The sequence below is a fragment of the Kitasatospora sp. NPDC051853 genome (assembly GCF_044452665.1).
Lineage (GTDB): Bacteria > Actinomycetota > Actinomycetes > Streptomycetales > Streptomycetaceae > Kitasatospora.
This window is the reverse complement of record NZ_JBITBY010000023.1, coordinates 47,309-69,246: the sequence shown is the minus strand read 5'-3', so window position 1 is coordinate 69,246 and position 21,938 is coordinate 47,309. Positions and strand designations below refer to the sequence as shown.

Sequence of the window (21,938 nt, the reverse complement as noted above, 5' to 3'; positions counted from 1 at the left end):
GTTCTCAAGGAACGGTGGCTTCCTTCGGACTGCCTTCCGGCAGGCCCTCCGGGCGCTTCGTTCTTTCGTGTTTCCAGCTTATCAGACGTTTTCCGCTCCGATTTCCCGGAGTTTCACTTTCCGATTTCGCTTTGGCCTTTCGGCGCTCCCGAACTCTATCAGAGTTTCTCGGGCCGCTTTCCCTTCCCGATTTCGCTCGGGGAAGTTCCGCAGACCACTTGGGGCAACCCGGAGAACACTACGCACCGGGCTGCCCCAAGTCAAACCAGAGGTCTAGACCTCCACGACCACCGGAACGATCATCGGACGGCGGCGGTAGTTGTCCGCCACCCACTTGCCGATGGTGCGGCGGACCAGCTGCTGCACCTGGCGGACCTCCAGGACGCCGTCGCCGGCCGACTTCTCCAGGGCCTCCTGGAGACGGGCCACCACGGGGGCGAAGGCGCCGTCGTCGATGCCGGAGCCGCGGGCCTGGATGGTCGGGCCGCTCACGATCTTGCCGCTGGTGGAGTCGACCACCACGAAGACCGAGATGAAGCCCTCCTCGCCGAGGATCCGACGGTCCTTCAGCGAGGCCTCGGTGATGTCGCCGACCGACGAACCGTCGACGTACACGTAGCCGGCCTGGACCTTGCCGACGATCTTGGCGACGCCGTTCTCCAGGTCGACCACCACGCCGTCCTCGGCGATGACGGTGCGGTTCTTCGGGACGCCGGTCTTGATGCCGAGGTCGGCGCAGGCCCGCAGGTGGCGCCACTCGCCGTGGACCGGCATCAGGTTCTTCGGCTTGCAGATGTTGAAGAAGTACAGGAGCTCGCCGGCCGAGGCGTGGCCGGAGACGTGCACCTTGGCGTTGCCCTTGTGGACGACGTTGGCGCCCCAGCGGGTCAGGCCGTTGATGACGCGGTAGATCGCGGTCTCGTTGCCCGGGATCAGCGACGAGGCGAGGATGACGGTGTCGCCCTCGACGATCCGGATCTGGTGGTCGCGGTTGGCCATCCGGGACAGCGCGGCCATCGGCTCGCCCTGGGAGCCGGTGCAGACCAGGACGACGTCCTTGTCCGGCAGGTCGTCCAGGGTCTTCACGTCGACGATCATGTTGCCCGGCACCTTGAGGTAGCCGAGGTCACGGGCGATGCCCATGTTGCGGACCATCGAGCGGCCGACGAAGGCGACCTTGCGCTTGTGCTCGTGCGCGGCGTCCAGCACCTGCTGGATGCGGTGCACGTGGCTGGCGAAGGAGGCCACGATGATGCGCTTCTCCGCGTTGGCGAAGACGTTGCGCAGCGCCGCGGAGATGTCGCGCTCGTGCGGGATGAAGCCGGGGACCTCGGCGTTGGTGGAGTCCACCAGCAGCAGGTCCATGCCCTCCTCGGCCAGCTTGGCGAAGGCCGGGAGGTCGGTGAGGCGGCCGTCCAGCGGGAGCTGGTCCATCTTGAAGTCGCCGGTGGCGACGACCATGCCGGCCGGGGTGCGGACGGCGACGGCCAGGGCGTCCGGGATGGAGTGGTTGACGGCGATGAACTCGCAGTCGAAGGGGCCGATCCGCTCGCGGTCGCCCTCCTTGACCTCCAGGACGTACGGGCGGATCCGGTGCTCGGCGAGCTTGGCCTCGATCAGGGCGAGGGTCAGCTTGGAGCCGATCAGCGGGATGTCCGGGTTCTCCCGGAGCAGGTACGGGACGGCACCGATGTGGTCCTCGTGACCGTGCGTCAGGACGATGCCGTCGATCTTGTCGAGGCGGTCCCGGATGGAGCTGAAGTCCGGCAGGATCAGGTCGACGCCGGGCTGCTCGTCCTCGGGGAAGAGCACGCCGCAGTCGATGATCAGCAGCCGGCCCGCGTGCTCCAGCACGGTCATGTTGCGGCCGATCTCGCCGAGGCCGCCGAGCGGGGTGATCCGGATGGCGCCGGGCTTGAGGGCCGGGGGCGTGCCGAGGTCGGGGTGGGGGTGGCTCAAAAGACTCTCCTCACGACGCACGCCACATGCCCCGGGGGTCCTCCCCTGCTGACACGTGGCGTGCGTTCTTCGATGGTTTCCTACTTGCCAGGTCTGATGCCTCGCGCCTTCGGTCCGGTCCAGCGGCAGGCCTCGGGAGGCCCGGCGAGCCGGGGCGCGCACGTCTTGTCTGCTACAGGTGTACCCCGCCGGCGGCGAGATCCTCCTTCAACCGCGCGATCTCCTCCGCGGTGGCGGAGACCAGCGGCAGGCGGAGCGGCCCGGCCGGGTGGCCCTGCAGGGTGAGCGCGGCCTTGGTGAGGATCACGCCCTGAGTGCGGAACATACCGCTGAACACCGGCAGCAGGCTCTGGTGGACCGCGGTGGCCTTCGCCACGTCGCCGTCGCGGAAGGCGTCGAGCATGGTGCGCAGCTCGCCGGCCACCACGTGGCCGACCACGCTGACCACGCCGACGGCACCGACCGAGAGCAGCGGCAGGTTGAGGATGTCGTCGCCGGAGTACCAGGCGAGGCCGGAGCGGGTGATGGCCCAGGAGGCCGCGCCGAGGTCGCCCTTGGCGTCCTTGTTGGCGACGATCCGGGGGTGCTCGCCGAGGCGGACCAGGGTCTCGGTGTCGATCGCGACGCCGGAGCGGCCGGGGATGTCGTAGAGCATCACGGGCAGTGCGGTCGCGTCGGCGATCGCCACGTTGTGGCGGTAGATGCCCTCCTGCGGGGGCTTGTTGTAGTACGGGGTGACCACCAGCAGGCCGTGGGCGCCGGCCGCCTCGGCCTGGCGGGCCAGCTCGATGCTGTGGTGGGTGTCGTTGGTGCCGACTCCTGCGACGACGTGCGCCCGGTCCCCGACCGCCTCCACGACCGCGCGGACCAGCTGGGCCTTCTCGGTGTCGCTGGTGGTGGGGGACTCACCGGTGGTGCCGTTGATCACGAGACCGTCGTTGCCGGAGTCCACCAGGTGGGTGGCGAGGCGCTGGGCGCCGTCGAGGTCGAGCGCGCCGTCGGCGGTGAACGGGGTGACCATCGCGGTCAGGACCCGGCCGAAAGGCGTCTGGGGGGTGGAGGTCGGAGCCATGCGTCCAAAACTACTCGTAGGCACCCCGGGGGTATCCGGAGCGGTCCAGGGTTCGGACAGGTGTGGCGTGGTACTGACGGTCCGTCAGCCGTCCGTCCCGGTCCCGGCATGGGATTCCGGTGCTACTCGCTCGGGGGTTCGAGCAGCACCGGAATCCGTGACCCGAGCCTAGGGAGCGCCCAGAACCACCGCAATCCAGACATGCCGGACAAGCCACTCCTATGCCTGTCGGCCCAGGTCAGGGGGCCACGCGGCCGTGCTTCTCGAAGGCCGCATGGGTGAGCGGCATGAGCTTGGCCCACTCCGCCTCCATGCCCTCGGCGACCATCTCGATCTCGCGCTGCGGGAAGGACGGCACGGTGGCGTTCTCCTTCTTGGTCCGCAGCGAGAGGAAGTGCATCAGCGAGCGGGCGTTGCAGGTCGCGTACATCGACGAGAACAGGCCGACCGGCAGCACGGCCCGGGCCACCTCGCGGGCGACGCCGGCCTCCAGCATCTCCTGGTACGCGGTGTACGAGGCCCGGTAGGCGGCCTCCATCTGCTCCGCGACCACGTCCTGCTGCTCCGGGGTGCCGTCCACGAACTCGTACCGGCCCGGGCGGCCCTGCTGGACCAGCTTGCGGTCGGCACCGGGCACGTAGAAGACCGGCTCCAGGTTGCGGTAGCGGCCGGACTCCTCGTTGTACGACCAGCCGCTGCGGTGCCGGTGGAACTCGCGGAAGACGAAGATCGGCGCGCTGATGAAGAAGGTCATCGAGTTGTGCTCGAAGGGGGTGCCGTGCCGGTCGCGCATCAGGAAGTTGATCAGGCCGGCCGACTTCTCCGGGTCCTGGGCCAGCGCCTCCAGCGACTGCTCACCCGCGGTGGAGACCCGCGCGGACCAGATGACGTCCGAGTCGGCGGCGGCGCTGCGCACCAGCTGCACCGTCACGTCGTCGCGGAACTTCACTTCGCTGCTCAACTCTTGCTCCCAATCGGATCGGTACTCCCGTGCAGCTTGATGGCGTGCTGCATGGTCTTGCGGGCCCGCGGCGTGTCCCCCGCGTCCGCGTACGCCACGGCCAGGCGGAAGAACACCCGCCAGTCCCCCGGGGCCGCCTCCGCCTCCGCCTTGCGGCGGGCGAACACCTCGTCGGCGGAGGCCCGGTCGATCCGCCCGCCGGCCGTCCGGCGCAGCTCGTCCACCGGGAGGCCCCCCTCGGCCTCCAGCTCCTTGGCCAGCCGCTCGCTGGCCCGGCCGAAGCGCATGGTCTGGCGCAGGAACCAGACGCCGATCGCCGGGATGACGAAGGCGCAGACGCCCAGGCCGATGCCGAGCGGCTTGCCGGTGGCGATCAGCTGGACACCCTCACCGATGCAGATCAGCGAGACCAGCAGCAGGGCCGCGGAGAGCAGGAAGAAGCCGGTGCGCGAGGTCATGCGGTGCTCAGAGCTCCATGAAGTGCTCGAGGCCGAAGGTCAGCCCCGGGTGCTCGGCCACCTTGCGCACGCCGAGCAGGATGCCGGGCATGAAGCAGCTGTGGTGGAGCGAGTCGTGACGGATCGTCAGGGTCTCGCCGGTGTCGCCGAGCAGCACCTCCTGGTGCGCCAGCAGGCCGCGCAGCCGGACCGAGTGCACCGGGACGCCGTCCACGTCGGCGCCGCGGGCGCCGGGCAGGCCGTGGGTGGTCGGGTCGGACTGCCGGGGCAGGCCGGCCTCCTCCCGGGCGGCGGCGATCAGCTGGGCGGTGCGGGCGGCGGTGCCGCTGGGGGCGTCCGCCTTGTTGTTGTGGTGCAGTTCGACGACCTCGACGGTCTCGAAGTACTTGGCCGCCTGCTGGGCGAACTTCATCGACAGCACCGCGCCGATGGAGAAGTTCGGCGCGATCAGCACGCCGACCCCGGGGGCCTCGGCCAGCCAGCCGCGCAGGGTGGCGAGCCGCTCCTCGGTCCAGCCGGTGGTGCCGGTGACCACGTGGATGCCGTTGCGGACGCAGTGCTCCAGGTTGGCCATCACCGCGTCGGGGTGGGTGAGTTCGACCGCGACCTCGGCACCCTTGAGCTCCTCCAGCGAGGAGGAGCGGTTGAGCGCGGCGGTGAGCTCCATGTCCGGCGCCGCGGTGACGGCCTTGACCGCCTCCGAGCCGATCCGGCCGGTGGCCCCGATCACAGCAACAGACGTCATGTCAGATGTCCTCTCAGGCCAGCAGGGAGGCGAGCGCGTCGGCCCGCTTCTGGTTGATCGGGCCGATCAGCGCGAGCGAGGGCCGGTGCGCACCGAGCACGTCCCGGGCCACCGCGTGGACGTCGTCCAGGGTGACCGCGGCGATCCGCTCCAGCATCTCGCTGACGGACAGGTGCTGGCCGTAGCTGATCTCGGCCTTGCCGATCCGGTTCATCAGCGAACCGGTGTCCTCCATGCCGAGCACGGTGGAACCGGAGATCTGGCCGATCGCCCGGCGCAGCTCCTCCTCGGTGATGCCCTCGGCGACCACCCTGGCCAGTTCCTCGCGGCAGATCTCCAGCACCTGCTCGACCCGCTTGGGCTGGCAGCCGGCGTAGATGCCGAACAGGCCGCTGTCGGCGTACGAGGAGGAGTACGAGTAGACCGAGTAGGCCAGCCCGCGCTTCTCCCGGACCTCCTGGAACAGCCGCGAGCTCATCCCGCCGCCGAGCGCGGCGTTCAGCACCCCGAGGGCCCAGCGGCGCTCGTCGTGGCGCGGCACACCGGGCACGCCGAGCACCAGGTGGGCCTGCTCGGTCGGGCGGTTGAGCACCTCGACCCGGCCGGCCGTGCGCAGCGCGCGGACGCCCTTGCGGACCTCGGCGGGGTGGCCGGCCGAACGGGCCAGGACGGGCGCGAAGGCCTTGCGGACCTGCCGGACCACGGTCGCGTGGTCGAGGTTGCCGGCCGCGGCGACCACCAGGTGCTCGGGCTTGTAGCGGCGGTGGAAGAACCCGGCGATCTGATCGCGGGTCAGGTTGGTGACCGTCTCCTGGGTGCCGAGGATCGGGCGGCCCAGCGGGGAGTCACCGTAGATCACCTTGGCGAACAGGTCGTGCACCACGTCGCCCGGGTCGTCCTCGGCCATCGCCATCTCCTCGAGGATGACGCCGCGCTCGGCCTCCACGTCCTCGGGCCGGATCAGCGAGCCGGTGAGCATGTCGCAGACCACGTCGATGGCCAGCGGCAGGTCGGTGTCGAGCACCCGCGCGTAGTAGCAGGTGTTCTCCTTGGCGGTGAACGCGTTCATCTCGCCGCCGACCGCGTCGAGCGCGGCGGAGATCTCCAGGGCGGTGCGGCGGGCGGTGCCCTTGAAGAGCAGGTGCTCCAGGTAGTGGGTGGCGCCGTTCAGCGCCGGGGTCTCGTCCCGGGAGCCGACGCCGACCCAGATGCCGAAGGTCGCGGAGCGGACCGTCGGGAGGGTCTCGGTGACGACCCGCAGACCGCCGGGGAGGACGGTGCGGCGCACGGTGCCGGCGCCGTCCACGCCCTTGAGCAGGGTCCGGGTGGAGCCGGGGCGCTGCTGCGCCGCGCTGGCCTGGGCCACGGGGTGGTACCTCCGTCGGTGTAACGCATGAGACAGGGGCGCGAGGGACTGCGGGTCCGACCGCCGGCGCACGAGGTGCCGGGCTGGTCGCGCAGTTCCTCGCGCCCCTGTTGTGGTTGCTCTCGAGTGGTTACTCGGCGGCGGGAGCGGCGTCGCCGCCCTCTTCGCCCTCGATGACCGGGATCAGCGAGAGCTTGCCGCGCGGGTCGATCTCGGCGATCTCGACCTGGACCTTGGAGCCGACGGCCAGCACGTCCTCGACGTTCTCCACGCGCTTGCCACCGGCGAGCTTGCGGATCTGCGAGATGTGCAGCAGGCCGTCCTTGCCCGGCATGAGCGAGACGAAGGCACCGAAGGTCGTGGTCTTCACCACGGTGCCCAGGTAGCGCTCGCCGACCTCCGGCATGGTCGGGTTGGCGATCTGGTTGATCGTGGCGCGGGCGGCCTCGGCGGCCGGACCGTCGCTGGCACCGATGTAGATGGTGCCGTCGTCCTCGATCGTGATCTCCGCGCCGGTGTCCTCCTGGATCTGGTTGATCATCTTGCCCTTGGGGCCGATGACCTCACCGATCTTGTCCACCGGGATCTTGATGGTGATGATGCGCGGGGCGTTCGGGGACATCTCGTCGGGCGAGTCGATGGCCTCGTTCATCACGTCGAGGATGTGCAGGCGGGCGTCCTTGGCCTGCTTCAGCGCGGCGGCCAGCACGGAGGCCGGGATGCCGTTGAGCTTGGTGTCCAGCTGGAGCGCGGTGATGAAGTTGCGGGTACCGGCGACCTTGAAGTCCATGTCGCCGTACGCGTCCTCGGCACCGAGGATGTCGGTCAGCGTGACGTAGTGGGTCTCGCCGTCGATCTCCTGGGAGATCAGGCCCATCGCGATGCCGGCCACGGCGGCCTTCAGCGGGACACCCGCGTTCAGCAGCGACATGGTCGAGGCGCAGACCGAGCCCATCGAGGTGGAGCCGTTGGAGCTCAGCGCCTCGGAGACCTGGCGGATCGCGTAGGGGAACTCCTCGCGGGTCGGCAGCACGGGCAGGATCGCCCGCTCGGCCAGCGCGCCGTGGCCGATCTCGCGGCGCTTCGGCGAACCGACGCGGCCGGTCTCGCCGACCGAGTACGGCGGGAAGTTGTAGTTGTGCATGTAGCGGCGACGCGTCTCCGGGGAGAGCGTGTCGAGCTGCTGCTCCATGCGGAGCATGTTCAGCGTGGTGACACCCAGGATCTGGGTCTCGCCGCGCTCGAACAGCGCCGAGCCGTGGACGCGCGGGATGGCCTCGACCTCGGCGGCCAGGGTGCGGATGTCGGTGACGCCGCGGCCGTCGATGCGGACCTTGTCCGTGATGACGCGCTCGCGGACGATCTTCTTGGTCAGCGCGTTGTAGGCGGCGCTGATCTCCTTCTCGCGGCCCTCGAACTCCGGCAGGAGCTTCTCGGCGGCGATGCCCTTGATCCGGTCGATCTCGGCGTTGCGCTCGGTCTTGCCGGCGATGGTGAGCGCCTTGGCCAGCTCGCCCTTGACGGCGGTGGTCAGGGCGGCCAGCACGTCGTCCTGGTAGTCCAGGAAGACCGGGAACTCGCCGGTCGGCTTGGCGGCCTGGGCGGCCAGCTTCGCCTGGGCGGCGCAGAGCACCTTGATGAACGGCTTGGCGGCCTCGAGACCGGCGGCCACGACCTCCTCGGTCGGAGCCTCGGCGCCCTCGCCCACCAGGGTGATGGTCTTGGTGGTGGCCTCGGCCTCGACCATCATGATCGCGACGTCGCCGTCCGGCAGGGTGCGGCCGGCCACGACCATGTCGAAGACGGCGTCCTCGAGCTCGGAGTGGGTCGGGAAGGCCACCCACTGACCCTTGATCAGCGCGACCCGGACGCCACCGATCGGGCCGGAGAACGGCAGGCCCGCGAGCTGGGTGGAGGCCGAGGCGGCGTTGATGGCCACCACGTCGTACAGGTGGTCCGGGTTGAGCGCCATGACGGTGCAGACGACCTGGACCTCGTTGCGCAGGCCCTTGACGAAGGACGGGCGCAGCGGACGGTCGATCAGGCGGCAGGTGAGGATCGCGTCCTCGGAGGGCCGGCCCTCACGACGGAAGAACGAGCCGGGGATGCGGCCCGCGGCGTACATCCGCTCCTCGACGTCCACCGTCAGCGGGAAGAAGTCGAAGTGCTCCTTCGGCTGCTTGGAGGCGCTGGTGGCCGACAGCACCATGGTGTCGTCGTCCAGGTAGGCCACGGCGGAGCCGGCGGCCTGACGGGCCAGGCGGCCGGTCTCGAAGCGGATGGTACGGGTGCCGAAGCTGCCGTTGTCGATGACGGCCTCGGCGTAGAACACGTTCTCTTCCACCTGGAAGATCTCCTCTTTCGTACGTTCCCGGAGGAGCGTCCCAGCGCTTGCTGTCTGCCGGGCGGCCCTGGGCAGTTCGGGCCGGTCTTCGATCGAAGCCTCCGGGGCTTCCCGCTGTGGGGACTCCCGGGGGCCACTACCGAGGACCGGCGCCTCTCGGGCCTGGTCGGCGGTCGCGTCTGGACGCTCCTCCGGATGCGGGCGGCCTCCGTTTGAGGCCCTTCGTCCCGCCTGGTGAGTGCGTTTGTTGCCTGGGTCGGGCCGATCCCGTGATCGGCGCCATGACCGGGCATGCCCCTCACCTTACAAATTCACACCCTACCGAGCGCGTCATTAGAGCGCGTGCGGTGCGGCGGGGTGCACTCCGGTGCTCGTGCATGCAGCGAGGGGCGGCCCCCCGGTGATCGGGGAGCCGCCCCTTGCAGCGGTCTTAGCGGGCGCCGCCGGCGGCACCGCGGCGGATGCCGAGGCGGTCCACCAGGGTACGGAAGCGCTCGATGTCCTTCTTGGCCAGGTACTGGAGAAGGCGGCGGCGCTGGCCGACCAGGATCAGCAGGCCACGACGCGAGTGGTGGTCGTGCTTGTGGAACTTGAGGTGCTCGGTCAGGTCCGAGATACGGCGGGAGAGCATCGCGACCTGCACCTCGGGGGAGCCGGTGTCGCCCTCCTTCTGGCCGAACTCGGCGAAGATCTGCTTCTTGACGTCAGCGGCGAGAGCCACGGCATCTCCTTCAAGGTTTCCGAGTGACCCTGGTAGACGGCACAGGGATCTGACAGAACTCGGACTGGCCAAGAGTACCAGCGCCCGCCGCCGCCCCTTACCGCAGGGTGAGGGGCGACGACGGGCGGAAGCTCTCGGCCCCTCCCGCCCGGAGGCGAGCGGGCGACTAACTGGTGGCGCCGCGGACGAGGCCGTAGATGTCGAGGACGGCCAGGGCCAGCGGGACCAGGGCGATCAGCATCAGGCCGTCGATCATGTCCAGGATGCGGCCCCAGAACGGGGAGACGCCCAGGCGCGGGACGACCAGGGCGATGCCGGTCAGGATGGCGGCGCCGGCCGCGATGGAGGCGGAGAGCCAGACGGTGCGCAGGTCCACCGAGGAGGAGGTGGAGGCGCTCAGGATGAACTGCGGGGTGTGCAGCGAGAGGCCGATGATCAGCAGCGCCAGGCCGATCAGGCCGGCGATGGTGAGGGCGAAGACCTGGCCGGTGTAGCGGAACAGGCGGGCCCGCAGCATGGTGGCGATGCCGATGACCAGGGCCAGCAGCTCGGCCCACGTCCGGTCGCTGAAGCCGAGCACGGTGCAGGCGCCGATCACGGTGGCGGCGCAGCCGCCGACCAGGCCGACCAGGACCTCGTGGCCGCGCCGGGCCTGGTGGGCGATCCGCTCGTACTGGACGGTCTCGGAGGCGGCGGCCTCCTCGGCGTAGGAGCTGCCGCGGGTGCGGGTCTGGCCGGGGGCGTTGAAGCCGACGGGCAGGCGGGCGAAGCGGGCGGAGAGCGCGGGCAGGAAGCCGACCGCCGCGACGGCGGCGACGCCGGTGACGGCGGCGATGTCGGTGGCCGGGGTCTCGGAGAGCAGCACGGCGGCGAAGGAGGCCAGGGTGCCGGAGGCGGCCAGGAAGGCGGCGGCCACGAAGACCGAGTCCTTCTCCGGAAGCATGCCGACCAGCAGGACCGAGACCACCAGCACGGCGACGCAGCCGACCAGCAGCTGGAGGCGGCCGGGGCCGTCGCCGACGGTGGCCACCGCGACGATGCCGGAGCCGGCGATCAGGGTGTGCGGCAGGGCGCCGAGGCCGAGCGCGACGGCGGCGTCGTGGTCCTGGTAGACCCGGGCCCGGACGCCGGCGAAGGCGACCAGCACGATCGCGGTGACGCCGGCCAGGATGCCGGGCAGGCCGTTCATGTTGTGCTTCAGGTCCGAGAACCAGAGCGCGAAGCCGAGCAGGGTGAGCAGCACGCCCGCCCCGATCAGGCCGAAGGAGCGCATCAGCTCCGGGCTCCAGAACCGGTGGTCGGCGCCGACCGCGCTGGCGATGGCGTCGGCCACGTCGTCGTAGACGGCCGGTGGCAGCGACTCCGCGAACGGACGCAGGCTCAGCAGGTCTCCGTCGCGGACCTGCTGGGCGGCCAGCGGCAGCCCGCTGTCCAGCACGGTGCCGTCCCGGCGGACCAGGTGGAAGCCGGTGGGCGCACCGTCCACCTGGGTCTGCCCGGAGAGCCGCAGGACCTCGGGGTAGATGTCCGCGAGCGGAACGTCCTCCGGCAGTGCGACGTCGATCCGGCTGTCCGGCGCCACGACGGTGACCCGGCAGAATCCGGTAGTGGCGTTAGAGCTCACCGGCACTTCCCCCTGTTGCTGTGTCCGTTGTCAGCTTGGCGCCCCCGTTCGGGCCGGAACTGGCACGACCCGGCCAAGAGTTGGCGCGGCGACACCCTACCGCCAGTTGGTTCGGGCCGGGATACCTGCCCCCGGACGGAGCGTCAAGCCGTTGCGGTGCAGGTGAGTTACGCCCCCGTGCTCGAACGGTTGACGTGCTCCCAGTAGGGTGGGCCCCTGCGCGAGGCGGACGGGGGCGATGACGCGCGACCCCGGGGACGCCTGCGATCGGCGGAGCGGGGGCGGCGTCATCACACACGGGGCGCCCTCAATCCCGTACGTGTCCAGTTGCGTGTGCGTGAGGGCTGATGCCAGTGAGTGTGATTACGGTCAAGCGTCCGGCGCGGGCGTATCCGCCGGCGGTACCGGACGAGCCGGTGGAGCTGGTGCCGCCGCCGGAGCTCCCGAGGGCCGGTGGCGAGGACTGGATGATGTCCTTGCTGCCCCTGCTGGGCATGGGCGGTTCGGCGGCGTTCCTCTTCAACGGCCAGGGGCCGATGAAGATGATGGGCGTGCTGATGGTGGCCTCCACCGCCGCGATGGCGGTGGCGCAGATCGTCAAGGCCCGCAAGGGCGGTAGCGCCGGGACGGCGGACGAGCGCCGGGACTACCTGAAGTACCTGCAGCAGATGCGCCGTCAGGTCCGCCGTACGGCCGACCGGCAGCGCGGTGCGCAGCTGTTCCTGCACCCGGAGCCGGACCAGCTCTGGTCGATCGTCGCCGAGGGCCGCCGGCTCTGGGAGCGGCGTCCGAGCGACCCGGACTTCGCGCAGATCCGTCTGGGCCAGGGCCCGCAGCAGCTGAACACGCCGCTGAAGGCGCCCGAGACCGCTCCGATGGACGAGCTGGAGCCGCTCTCGGCGGCCGCGATGAAGGACTTCCTGACCGCGCACGGCACCCTGCAGGACCTGCCGCTGGCGGTCTCGCTGCGCGCCTTCTACCACATCACGGTCTGCGGCGACCCGGACACCGTGTACGGCAACGTGCGCGCGATGCTGGCCCAGCTGGCCACCCTGCACTCCCCCGACGACCTGGTCATCGGGGTGGCCGCCGCGCCCGGCGCGGTGGACGAGTGGGAGTGGGCGAAGTGGCTGCCGCACACCCAGCACCGCAAGGAGAGCGACGGCGCCGGTTCGCGCCGTCTGATCGCCACCGGGCTGGGCGAGCTGGAGGTGCTGCTGGCCACCGAGCTGAACGGCCGCAAGGGCTTCTCCCGGGACTCGGTGCCGTCCGCCGACCAGCCGCACCTGGTGGTCGTGATGGACGGTGCCTCCGTCCCGCACGACTCGGTGCTGGCCGGGGTCGAGGGCGTCGAGAACGTCACCATCATCGAGGTGGTGCCGGGTGACCTGGACGAGCCGAGCGGCCACCTGGTGGTCACCCTGACCAAGGACCGGCTGCTGCTGGAGTCCGCCTCCGGCGCCTCCTACTCGGGCAAGCCGGACACCCTGTCGTCCTGGCAGTCCGAGGCGCTGGCGCGGCAGTTGGCGCCGTTCCGGGTCTCGGCCGGCGGTGACGACGGCGACCCGTCGCTGGTCTCGATGGACTTCACCGAGATGATGGAGACCGGTGACCCGGGCTCCTTCGACCCGGCCCGGCACTGGCGGCCGAAGCCGATCTCGGAGAAGCTCAAGGTGCCGCTGGGCGTGGGCCAGAACGGCGAGTACGTCTGGCTGGACCTCAAGGAGGCCTCGCTCCAGGGCATGGGCCCGCACGGCATGTGCGTCGGCGCGACCGGTTCCGGCAAGTCCGAGGTGCTGCGCACCATCGTGCTGGCGCTCGCGGTCACCCACTCCTCCGAGGTGCTCAACCTGGTGCTCGCGGACTTCAAGGGTGGTGCGACCTTCGCCGGCATGTCGGAGATGCCGCACACCGCCGCCGTGATCACCAACCTGGAGGGCGAGGCCACCCTGATCGACCGCATGCGCGATGCGATCGAGGGTGAGATGAACCGCCGTCAGGAGCTGCTGCGCTCGGCGGGCAACTACGCGAACATCAACGAGTACGAGCGGGCCCGCGCCGCCGGCGCCCCGCTCGACCCGCTGCCCTCGCTGCTGATGATCATCGACGAGTTCTCCGAACTCCTCACCGCCAAGCCGGACTTCATCGACCTGTTCATCCAGATCGGCCGCATCGGCCGTTCACTCGGTATGCACATGCTGCTCGCCTCCCAGCGTCTGGAGGAGGGCAAGCTCCGCGGTCTGGACACCTTCCTCTCCTACCGCCTGGGTCTGCGCACCTTCTCGGCCGCCGAGTCGCGGGCCGCGATCGGCGTGCCGGACGCGTACCACCTGCCGCCCATCCCGGGCGTCGGCTACCTGAAGTTCGGCTCCGACGTGATGGAGCGGTTCCGGGCCGCGTACGTGTCCGGTCCGTACCGTCCACCGGGCCAGCAGGTCGTCTCCGGCGGCCGGGTGGTCACCGCCCAGCCGGTGCTGTTCACCGCCGCCGAGGTCGAGGTGGTCGAGCCGGTGGTCGAGGAGGTCCCGGTCGAGGAGGTCGAGGAGGTCGACGACTCGCTGCTCGACACCATGCTCGACGTCTTCGTGCAGCGGATGATCTCCCAGGGCCCGCCGGCCCACCAGGTCTGGCTGCCGCCGCTGGACACCTCGCCGTCGGTGGACCAGCTGGTGCCGCCGCTCCAGGTGACCCCCGAACGCGGCCTCACCTCGCCGGAGTTCGGTGCGCTCGGCCGTCTGGTGGTGCCGGTCGGCATCGTCGACAAGCCGCGCGACCAGCGCCGCGACGTGCTCTACCAGGACTTCTCCGGCGCCGCCGGTCACGGCCTGGTGGTGGGTGGTCCGCGCTCCGGCAAGTCCACCCTGATCCGCACCATGGTGGCGGGCTTCTCGGTCACCCACACCGCCGCCGAGACGCAGTTCTACCTGCTGGACTTCGGTGGTGGCGGTTTCCAGAGCCTGCAGGGCCTGCCGCACGTCGGCGGGGTGGCCGGGCGTCTGGACGTGGAGAAGGTCCGACGCGCCGTCAGCGAGGTGCACGGGGTGCTCAACCGGCGCGAGGAGCTGTTCCGCTCGACCGGCATCGACACCATCGCCACCTACCGCTCCAAGCGGGCCAACGGGCAGCTGCCGGACGAGCAGTTCGGCGACGTCTTCCTGATCATCGACGGCTGGCTGACCTTCAAGCAGGACTTCGAGGCGCTCGAGCCGGTCATCGCCGACATCGCCCAGCGCGGTCTCGGCTACGGCGTGCACGTGATCCTCACCGCGGCCCGCTACGCCGAGGTCCGGCCGGCCCTCAAGGACCTGCTGCAGAACCGCACCGAGCTGCGCCTCGGTGACGCGATGGAGTCCGAGATCGACCGCAAGGTCGCGCAGAACGTCCCGGCCGGCCAGCCCGGCCGCGGCCTCACCTCGGACAAGCTGCACTTCCTGGCGGGCCTGCCCCGCCTGGACGGCAACAGCACGGTCGAGGACCTGGTGGACGGGGTCGCCGACCTGGTCGCCCAGGTCGACGCGGGCTGGACGGGGCAGCGCGCCCCGCAGGTCCGGATGCTGCCGGCCGTGCTCGACGGGAACTCCCTGCCGAAGGGCTTCGAGCACCCCGAGCTGGGTGTGGCCTTCGGTGTGGACGAGGTCGAACTCGCCCCGGTGTTCCTCAACTTCGAGACCGACCCGCTGTTCGTGGTGTTCGGTGCGAGCGAGTCCGGCAAGTCGGCCGTGCTGCGCATGATGATCAAGCAGATCACCGAGCGGTACACCCCGGAGCAGGCCGGCATCGTGGTCGGCGACTTCCGCCGCTCGCTGCTCGGCGTCGTCCCGCCGGAGTACCTGGTGGAGTACGCGGCCGCCGCCCCGGCGATGTCCTCGATCGTGGAGATGCTGCGCGGCGCCTGCTCGCGCCGCCTGCCCGGCCCGGACGTCACCCCGGAGCAGCTGCGCAACCGCAGTTGGTACACCGGCAAGGACATGTTCGTGATCGTGGACGACTACGAGCTGGTCGCCACCTCCTCGGGCAACCCGATGGCCCCGCTGGCCGAGTTCCTCCCGTTCGCCCGGGACATCGGCCTGCGCATCATCATCGCGCGCAACTCCGGTGGCGCCGGCCGCGCGATGTTCGAGCCGGTCATGCAGCGGATGAAGGAGCTCGGCGGCCAGGGCCTGATCATGTCCGGCGACAAGGGCGAGGGCGCCCTGCTGGGCACCGTCAAGCCGCAGCCGCTGCCGCCGGGCCGAGGCATCCTGGTGACCCGTCGCATGACGGCCGGTCAGACCGTCCAGACGGGCTGGCTGCCGACCCTCTGAGCGGTACCCGCCAGAAAGGGCCGTGGCCCCTCCGGAAGGAGGGGCCACGGCCCTTTTCGGCGCTGCGGGCCGGAGCGGGGATCAGTGCTCGCGGCGGCGCCGGTCGCGCAGCACCACCGAGCCGCCCGCCAGGCCGCCCACCAGCAGGCCGCCCAGGCCCAGCACGTAGGTGGCGGTGCGCGAGTCACGGTCCTGCTGGGTCTCCACCAGGCCGGCCGGCTGGGCCACCAGCGGGTCCTGTGCCAGCTGGATCACCGGGTCGTCGGTCGGCGCCGAGGCGGCGGGCAGATCGCTGCGCACGGCCTTCACCGGGTCGACCACGCCCCAGCCGACGAAGCGGTTGGCGGTGCGCTCGGTGCGCTGGGCGGTCTGCATGATCCGGGTCCGGATCTGGGCCGGGGTCCAGTCCGGGTGACGCTGCTTGAGCAGGGCGGCCACGCCGGCCACGTACGGGGTGGAGAAGCTGGTGCCGTTGTCCACGCACTGGCCGCCCTTGGGAACGGTGGAGAGCATGTCCACCCCGGGGGCGGCGACGTCGACGAACTCGCCGTACTGGGAGAAGGTGGCGCGCTCGTTGTTGCGGTCCGAGGCGCCGACCGCGAGCACGGTCTCGTAGGCGGCGGGGTAGGTGTTCACCTCGTGGCCGTCGTTGCCGGCCGAGGCGACCACCACGATCTTCTGCTCCTCGGCGATCTTGACGATCTCCTCGAGCTGCGCGCTGCGGTCGAACTCACCCTTCTCGTTGGTGGCCCGGACGTCCTGGGAGATGTTGATGACGTCGACCTTGCGGGCGATGGCGTCCTTGATCGAGTCGATCAGGGTCTGCACGTCACCGTTGCCCTGGGCGTCGTTCTGCCGGTAGCTCACGATGGTGGCGCCGGGGGCTATCCCGACGAAGCCGGTGCCGGGCACCTTGCGGGCCGCGATGATGCCGGCCACCTTGGTGCCGTGGCCGACCGGGTCGGTCTTGGCCGTGCCGTCGGGCTTCTTGCCGGTGGACTTGTCGGTGAGGGTGAAGAGGCCCTCCTCCACCTTGCCCTGGAGCTGCGGGTTGGTGTCGTCCACGCCGGTGTCGATCACCGCGACCTTCGTCCCGGCGCCGTTCAACTTGCCGTCACTGCCCCAGAGTTGGCCGAGCAGCAGCCGCTGGATCGACCAGGGCGTGCTGTCCACGTTGTTCGACGGGAAGCTGCACTCGGCCGAGGCCGCGATCCCCAGCGGCGACCAGCGCTCACCCGGCGCCTCCGCGTGCGCCGGGGTCGCGGCGAGAGTGCCGACCACCCCGAGCGCGACGAAGGCCGCAGCCGCCTTGCGGTACCTGACCAACTGCACCTGACGTCCCCTCCATGCTTCACCCCGTGCCGTGCCCCCGTGGAACGGCCCTCCCCGGGCCCGGAGTTCGAGCCCGGGCCAGGATACGCACCGGGGGCGGGCACCCGTACGGGTGCCCGCCCCTGCAGTGCTGCTCAGCGTGCCACCCGCAGGGGCGGCTGCCGGGTCAGGCGTTCCAGATGCCGGCGTTCTTGGCCTCGGTCGCCTGGTAGCTCTGGGCCGCGTTGTCCAGGGTCACCGAGATCTGCTGCAGCGCCTGCTGCAGGTCGGCCGCGCTGGAGTCCCAGATCGCCTGGCGGGCCTGGTAGCCCTCCTGGGCAACGCCGCTCCACGAGGCCGCGATCTTCTGAACGCCGGCCTTCAGGTCGTCCAGCTGGGACTGGATGCGCGTGGCACCCTGCTTGACCTCGCTGCTGGCGTTCTGGATGGTCTCAAAACTGACAAGAATCTGGTCGCCCATGGTTTCCCCTGTTCCGATGGAGTCGATGCGGTCTGCGTCCAGCGGACCGCGAGTGGTGTCTTCGGACTGGCCGAGAGGCTTAGAAGCCGCCGCCGCTGTTCATCGCGGCACGCTGCTCCTCTTCCGTGGCGGTGTAGGCCTGGGTGGTGGCCACGATCGCCTGACGGATCTCGTCGAGCACCTGGTTCAGCTTGGTGGCGTCCTCGTTGAACCGGGTCTGCAGCTGCTGGTACGCAGCGGCGGCCTGGCCGCGCCAGCCGGCCTTGATCTCGTCGACCAGCGTGTTGAGCCGCTGGATCTCGCCCTGCACGGACGCGTTCACCTCCCCGATGCGGTTGGCAAACGCGTTCATTTCCTCAGACGTAGTCGTGAACTGACCAGCCATGATCCACCGTCCCCCATGAGACAGACTTCCCCGCGGACCGTACTGGCACGGACGGTCCGCCGGACATCACGGTGTGATGTCCTCCAGCACTGTAGCCGCCGTGCGCAAGTGGCCCAACATCGGGAGCCGGGTAGTTACCAAGCCATGACACACAGCCCGCGCAGGCGAACTGATCGAGCGTCAGGCGACCTGCGTCTGCAGGGCCGCGGCCGTGTTCAGCACCGGCCCGGCGGGCACCAGATTGGCCCACACGCCGGGCACCGGCACCGGGGTCACCTTCTCGTAGCCGAGCCTGGCCTGGGTCTCGTTGGCCTTCTCGGCCCCGGCGGGCTGCCCCTGCGGCGGCTGCTCGGTGCCCGGCTGGGCAGCCTTGCCGCCGTCGCCGTTGATGGGCACCGAGTACCGCAGACCGGTCTCGGTGATCAGGAAGTTGGAGCCCGAGGTGTCCTCGCCGTTGGTGTCCATGGAGCGGAACAGCAGCCCGTGGCCGGGCGAGACGCGGGCACTGGCGGCACCGGAGAGGATCGGCGCCGGGTAGTCCTTGGCGGCCCAGACGCTGCGCTTGACGGTCTTCCCGTCCATGCCCTCGTAGGTGCTGCAGAGGGTGCGGCGCTCCTTGTCGAAGTTGACCGCCTGGTCCTGCGGCAGCTCGTCCGGCAGGTCCTTCTCGTCCTGCAGCTCCTTGTCGTCGATCATGCCCTTCACCTGGGCGTAGTCGTTCGGCGAGAGCTCGGCGAACTTGGGCGTGGATCCGCCGTAGAGCGCCCGGAGTTCGAGGTCGTTGATCATGAGCCGGGACTGGAACGGGGACATTTCGTAGAGCTTGTTGGTACCAACCATGAAGAAGCTGCGGTTCTGGAAGGAGACCAGCCGGCCGACCTTCTTGTGCGCCGCGTCGATCGGCAGCTGGGAGGCCTGGTTCTTCTTGGCGTCGAACTCCTCGGGGCGCTTGAACTTCACCGCCGAGCCGTCCTCCATGGTGTTCAGCCACTCCTGGGTCACCTGCTGCGGGTCGGCGTTGCTGCCGAACAGGCCGTCCTCCATCGCCGAGCGCTGCTTCTCGGTGGCCGAGGGACCGCCCAGGAAGTGCAGGTAACCCTTGTTGTCGATCAGGTACTTGGAGCCGGGGTTGGCCCCCTGCTTGGGGCCCTGGACGTACAGCATCTGGCCCGGGCCGATCATCCGGGCCGGGTTGTGCAGCTCGTCCGCGTCCTTGTCCGCCGCCACGAAGACCGCCTGGTTCGGCGGCTTCATCTCGTCCGCACCGGGCTTGTTGCAGACCGTCCAGAGCTTCGGCTTGCTGGCCACCGAGTCGGCCGGCAGCTTGTCCGGGGCGTACGGGATGCCGATGGTCGCGCCGTGGTTCTTGTACGCGTCCAGCACCTTGTCCGCCACGATCACGACCTTGGCGCCGGCCGGCAGCACCAGCCGGGCCGAGGACATGTTGAGGACCTGGTGGAGTTCCTTCTCCTTGGTCTTCGGGTTCGGCAGGATCACGTAGCGGGTGGTCGACTGCTTGCCCTGGATGATGTTGGCCCCGCTGTCCCAGTCCTTGGGCGCCGCGGGCTTGATCACCCCCCACATGGCGAAGCCGGCCACGATCACCGCGGCCACCACCACACTGGGCAGCACCGCCTTCACCGGGCGCGGCGCGTCCTCGTCGTTCCCCCCGCCGCTGGGCAGCAGGAAGGCCCCCACCGTCCGCTTGCGCGCCGAGGTGTAGGCGTTCAGCTCGTCGCGGCGTGATGCCATGCTCGTCGTCTCCCCTGTTCGACCGAATTGCCAGTCCGACAACTGTGTGTGCGTCAGCCCGACCGGCCCGTACGTGCGTTCCCCGTCCCGGGCCGCGGCGGCTGAGTCTGCCACCCGCCGGGTGCGCATCGCAGCCAACCCTCTACGATGCGGCAGCAGACGGTGAGTACGGTACGGGTACGGTTTGCCGACCGGTCAACCGGGCCGTGGATTATCTGATTCAGAGAGGGCCACTCGGGGGATGCCAAGTCAGACCGCTCCAGGGCGACGCAGCACAGGACACGGCAGGGGAAGCGGCGGCAGCCGCCGCGCGCAGTCCGGGCCCGCCCGGGCCACCGCGCCGGTGCCGGTCAAGGTGCACCCGCGGCCGGGCCTGCTCGGCACCCGCCTGCGCCTCCAGCAACTCGTGCTGCTGGAGGTCGCGTTGGCCTTGGTGGCGGTCGGCTGGACGATCAGCAAGGCGATGGCCGGGGTGTTCGCGGTCCCGGCGCTGCTGCTCGTGGTGTTCGCGCTGCTGCCGCTCAACGGGCTCAGCCTGCCCGAGGGCCTGCGGGTCCGCGCCGAGCTCAACTCGCGCCGCCGCCAGGCCCAGCAGAACGTGCCGCCGCCCGGCACCGACCCGGCGCTGGCCCCGGCCCTGGAGCTGGAGCCGGCGCTGCGCACCTACACCCACGCGATCGAGGCCGACCTCGGCGGCGGCCGCCCCGTCCGCCGGGAGACCGGCATGGTCGGTGACGGCACCTTCCTCACCTCGATCCTGCTGGTGCAGGCCAAGGACCAGCCGCTGCGGCCGCACCGCAACGCGCTGCCGCTCCCGCTGGACGTGCTCTGCTCGGCCCTCCAGGTGGACGACATCGCGCTGGAGTCGGTGCAGCTGGTGCAGCACACCCAGCCGGCCCCGGCCCCGCACCTGCCCGACCAGTCGCTGGCGGCCCGCGCCTACCACCAGCTCCCGGACGGCGTGTCCACCCCGGGCCTGCGGCTCACCTGGGTCGCGCTCAAGCTCAGCCCGGAGCTCACCCGCACCGCCGTCGAGGCCCGCGGCGGCGGCGAGGAGGGCGCCCGCAAGGCGCTCCAGCGCGTCACCGACCAGCTGGCCGGGCGCCTCAACGGGGCCGGCTTCACCGCCACCGTGCTGGACGAGCGCGAGCTGATCGCCGCGCTGGCCATCTCGGTCTGCGCCAACCCGATCGCGGTGGCGGGCCGTCAGGGCACCGGCGGCGGTGGCGGGAACGGCCGCCGCACCCAGGAGAGCCGCAAGTTCTGGCGGGTGGACGACCGCTGGCACGCCACCTTCTGGGTCTCCAAGTGGCCCCAGCTCAGCCGCCCCGGCGGCGCCCCCGGCCGGATCGCCGCCCCCGACCTGGTCAACCTGGTCACCAACACCCCCGCGCTGGCCAGCACCTTCAGCCTGACCGCCAGCCGCGGCACCGGCGACGCGATCGCCGTCAGCGCGCACGTGCGCGTCACCGGCCGCAGCGAGAGCGAGGTCGCCCAGGTCGGCCGGATGGTGGAGTCGCGCGCCCAGACCTCCGGGATCGGCCTGACCCGGCTCGACCTGGAGCAGGCGCCCGGCCTGCTCGCCACGCTGCCCCTGGGAGGGACTTCCTGATGGCCTATCAGAGCTATCCCGGCCAGACCGCGCCCGAGCCCACCGTCCGCGCCCCCCGGCTGCGCCCCGGCTTCGGCCTGCGCGGCCCGCGCCGCGAGCGCCACGTGCTGGCCGCCGAGGACCTGACCGCGCTGGCCTTCCCGGTCGGCGACGACGGCGTGCTGGTCGGCGTGGACCCGCAGAACCAGCCGGCCGTGATCGGCCTGTTCCGCCCCAGCCAGTACGAGCTGGTGCTGGTCGGCGGCATGTGGACGGCCCAGGTGATCGCGCTCCGCGCGGCCGCCACCGGTGCCCGGGTGGCGGTCGAGACCGCCCGTCCGCAGGCCTGGTCCCCGATGGCCCAGGCGGCCGGCGGCGGCCAGCCCTGCGTGACGATCCACCAGGTCGGCCGGCTCGGCGCCCAGGGCGCCTCGGTCGCCTCGCCGGTGCTGGTGGTGCGCGACCTCGGCGCCCGTCCGCCGCGCAGCCGGCTCTCCGCCGCCCCCTGGCAGACCACCCTGACGCTCCTCCCCTACCTCGGCCCGAACGCCTCACGGGTGATCAACTCGGCCGACCTGGTGGGCGTCCAGCGGGTCTCCCCGCAGGAGGCGGAGATCCTCGCCCGGCTGCTCTCGCTCGGCGACCAGGAGGTCGCCGCGCTGCCCACCCTGGGCGACAACATCACGCTCTGGGCGACCCGGATGCGGCGTCAGTTCGTGATGACCAACCCGGGCGAGGCCGAGGCCCAGGTGCTCGGCGGCCCGCGCCGAATGGACTGACCGCACGGCGGCAGGACGGTCCGTACACCGGAGGCACGGTGTACGGACCTCTCCATTCGTCCACGATGGTGTGAGTTCCGGCACC

16 protein-coding genes are annotated in these 21,938 nt (G+C 70.7%); 3 read left to right on the top strand and 13 right to left on the bottom strand.

What is annotated here, in order from left to right:
• Positions 1-273: 273 nt before the first annotated feature.
• From ACIA8O_RS39300 to eccD, 9 genes are all read right to left on the bottom strand, one after another.
• Complete coding sequence (locus ACIA8O_RS39300; protein ID WP_396298887.1) at positions 274-1,959, bottom strand: ribonuclease J; 1,686 nt, start codon at positions 1,957-1,959, stop codon at positions 274-276.
• Between the two features lie 172 nt (positions 1,960-2,131).
• Complete coding sequence (gene dapA, locus ACIA8O_RS39295; protein WP_396298886.1) at positions 2,132-3,031, bottom strand: 4-hydroxy-tetrahydrodipicolinate synthase; 900 nt, start codon at positions 3,029-3,031, stop codon at positions 2,132-2,134.
• A gap of 238 nt (positions 3,032-3,269) precedes the next feature.
• Complete coding sequence (thyX, locus tag ACIA8O_RS39290) at positions 3,270-3,992, bottom strand: FAD-dependent thymidylate synthase (protein WP_396298885.1); 723 nt, start codon at positions 3,990-3,992, stop codon at positions 3,270-3,272.
• Complete coding sequence (locus ACIA8O_RS39285; RefSeq protein ID WP_396298884.1) at positions 3,989-4,450, bottom strand: hypothetical protein; 462 nt, start codon at positions 4,448-4,450, stop codon at positions 3,989-3,991. The genes thyX and ACIA8O_RS39285 overlap by 4 nt, the downstream gene beginning before the upstream one ends.
• Before the next feature lie 7 nt (positions 4,451-4,457).
• The gene (gene dapB / locus ACIA8O_RS39280; RefSeq protein ID WP_396298883.1) at positions 4,458-5,195 is read right to left on the bottom strand and encodes a 4-hydroxy-tetrahydrodipicolinate reductase; all 738 of its coding nucleotides are present in this window, start codon (positions 5,193-5,195) and stop codon (positions 4,458-4,460) included.
• A gap of 13 nt (positions 5,196-5,208) precedes the next feature.
• Entirely contained in the window at positions 5,209-6,561 is a 1,353-nt protein-coding gene (locus ACIA8O_RS39275; RefSeq protein ID WP_396298882.1) for a M16 family metallopeptidase, read from the bottom strand.
• Between the two features lie 130 nt (positions 6,562-6,691).
• Complete coding sequence (locus ACIA8O_RS39270; RefSeq protein WP_396298881.1) at positions 6,692-8,905, bottom strand: polyribonucleotide nucleotidyltransferase; 2,214 nt, start codon at positions 8,903-8,905, stop codon at positions 6,692-6,694.
• A 430-nt stretch (positions 8,906-9,335) separates the two neighbouring features.
• Positions 9,336-9,626: a 30S ribosomal protein S15 gene (gene rpsO / locus ACIA8O_RS39265; protein WP_345288773.1), complete on the bottom strand. Its 291-nt coding sequence runs from the start codon at positions 9,624-9,626 to the stop codon at positions 9,336-9,338.
• A 166-nt stretch (positions 9,627-9,792) separates the two neighbouring features.
• Positions 9,793-11,250 (bottom strand): type VII secretion integral membrane protein EccD, encoded by a 1,458-nt coding sequence (gene eccD, locus ACIA8O_RS39260; protein WP_396298880.1) that lies wholly within the window; start codon positions 11,248-11,250, stop codon positions 9,793-9,795.
• 353 nt (positions 11,251-11,603) lie between these two features.
• Between eccD and eccCa the strand changes: the two genes are divergently transcribed.
• A complete protein-coding gene (gene eccCa / locus ACIA8O_RS39255) occupies positions 11,604-15,554 on the top strand; it encodes a type VII secretion protein EccCa (RefSeq protein ID WP_396298879.1) in 3,951 nt (1,316 codons plus the stop codon).
• 81 nt (positions 15,555-15,635) lie between these two features.
• Here eccCa and mycP read toward each other — a convergent pair whose 3' ends face one another.
• From mycP to ACIA8O_RS39235, 4 genes are all read right to left on the bottom strand, one after another.
• The gene (gene mycP / locus ACIA8O_RS39250; RefSeq protein ID WP_396298878.1) at positions 15,636-16,886 is read right to left on the bottom strand and encodes a type VII secretion-associated serine protease mycosin; all 1,251 of its coding nucleotides are present in this window, start codon (positions 16,884-16,886) and stop codon (positions 15,636-15,638) included.
• Between the two features lie 166 nt (positions 16,887-17,052).
• Positions 17,053-17,346, bottom strand: coding sequence for a WXG100 family type VII secretion target (locus ACIA8O_RS39245; RefSeq protein ID WP_396298877.1), 294 nt, complete (start codon positions 17,344-17,346; stop codon positions 17,053-17,055).
• Positions 17,347-17,425: 79 nt separating this feature from the next.
• The gene (locus ACIA8O_RS39240) at positions 17,426-17,698 is read right to left on the bottom strand and encodes a WXG100 family type VII secretion target (protein ID WP_396298876.1); all 273 of its coding nucleotides are present in this window, start codon (positions 17,696-17,698) and stop codon (positions 17,426-17,428) included.
• Between the two features lie 213 nt (positions 17,699-17,911).
• Entirely contained in the window at positions 17,912-19,483 is a 1,572-nt protein-coding gene (locus ACIA8O_RS39235; RefSeq protein ID WP_396298875.1) for a type VII secretion protein EccB, read from the bottom strand.
• Between the two features lie 355 nt (positions 19,484-19,838).
• On the opposite strand from ACIA8O_RS39235, the gene eccE reads away from it, so the two are divergent.
• Positions 19,839-21,095, top strand: coding sequence for a type VII secretion protein EccE (eccE, locus tag ACIA8O_RS39230; protein ID WP_396298874.1), 1,257 nt, complete (start codon positions 19,839-19,841; stop codon positions 21,093-21,095).
• A complete protein-coding gene (locus ACIA8O_RS39225) occupies positions 21,095-21,853 on the top strand; it encodes a hypothetical protein (RefSeq protein WP_396298873.1) in 759 nt (252 codons plus the stop codon). The genes eccE and ACIA8O_RS39225 overlap by 1 nt, the downstream gene beginning before the upstream one ends.
• Positions 21,854-21,938: the final 85 nt, after the last annotated feature.

Excerpts from the sequence above, each read along its gene's own strand:
- ACIA8O_RS39235 (WP_396298875.1), bottom strand. The coding sequence starts at position 19,483 with ATGGCATCACGCCGCGACGAGCTGAACGCCTACACCTCGGCGCGCAAG.
- dapB (WP_396298883.1), bottom strand. The coding sequence starts at position 5,195 with ATGACGTCTGTTGCTGTGATCGGGGCCACCGGCCGGATCGGCTCGGAG.
- ACIA8O_RS39285 (WP_396298884.1), bottom strand. The coding sequence starts at position 4,450 with ATGACCTCGCGCACCGGCTTCTTCCTGCTCTCCGCGGCCCTGCTGCTG.
- ACIA8O_RS39240 (WP_396298876.1), bottom strand. The coding sequence starts at position 17,698 with ATGAACGCGTTTGCCAACCGCATCGGGGAGGTGAACGCGTCCGTGCAG.
- dapA (WP_396298886.1), bottom strand. The coding sequence starts at position 3,031 with ATGGCTCCGACCTCCACCCCCCAGACGCCTTTCGGCCGGGTCCTGACC.
- ACIA8O_RS39225 (WP_396298873.1), top strand. The coding sequence starts at position 21,095 with ATGGCCTATCAGAGCTATCCCGGCCAGACCGCGCCCGAGCCCACCGTC.
- ACIA8O_RS39245 (WP_396298877.1), bottom strand. The coding sequence starts at position 17,346 with ATGGGCGACCAGATTCTTGTCAGTTTTGAGACCATCCAGAACGCCAGC.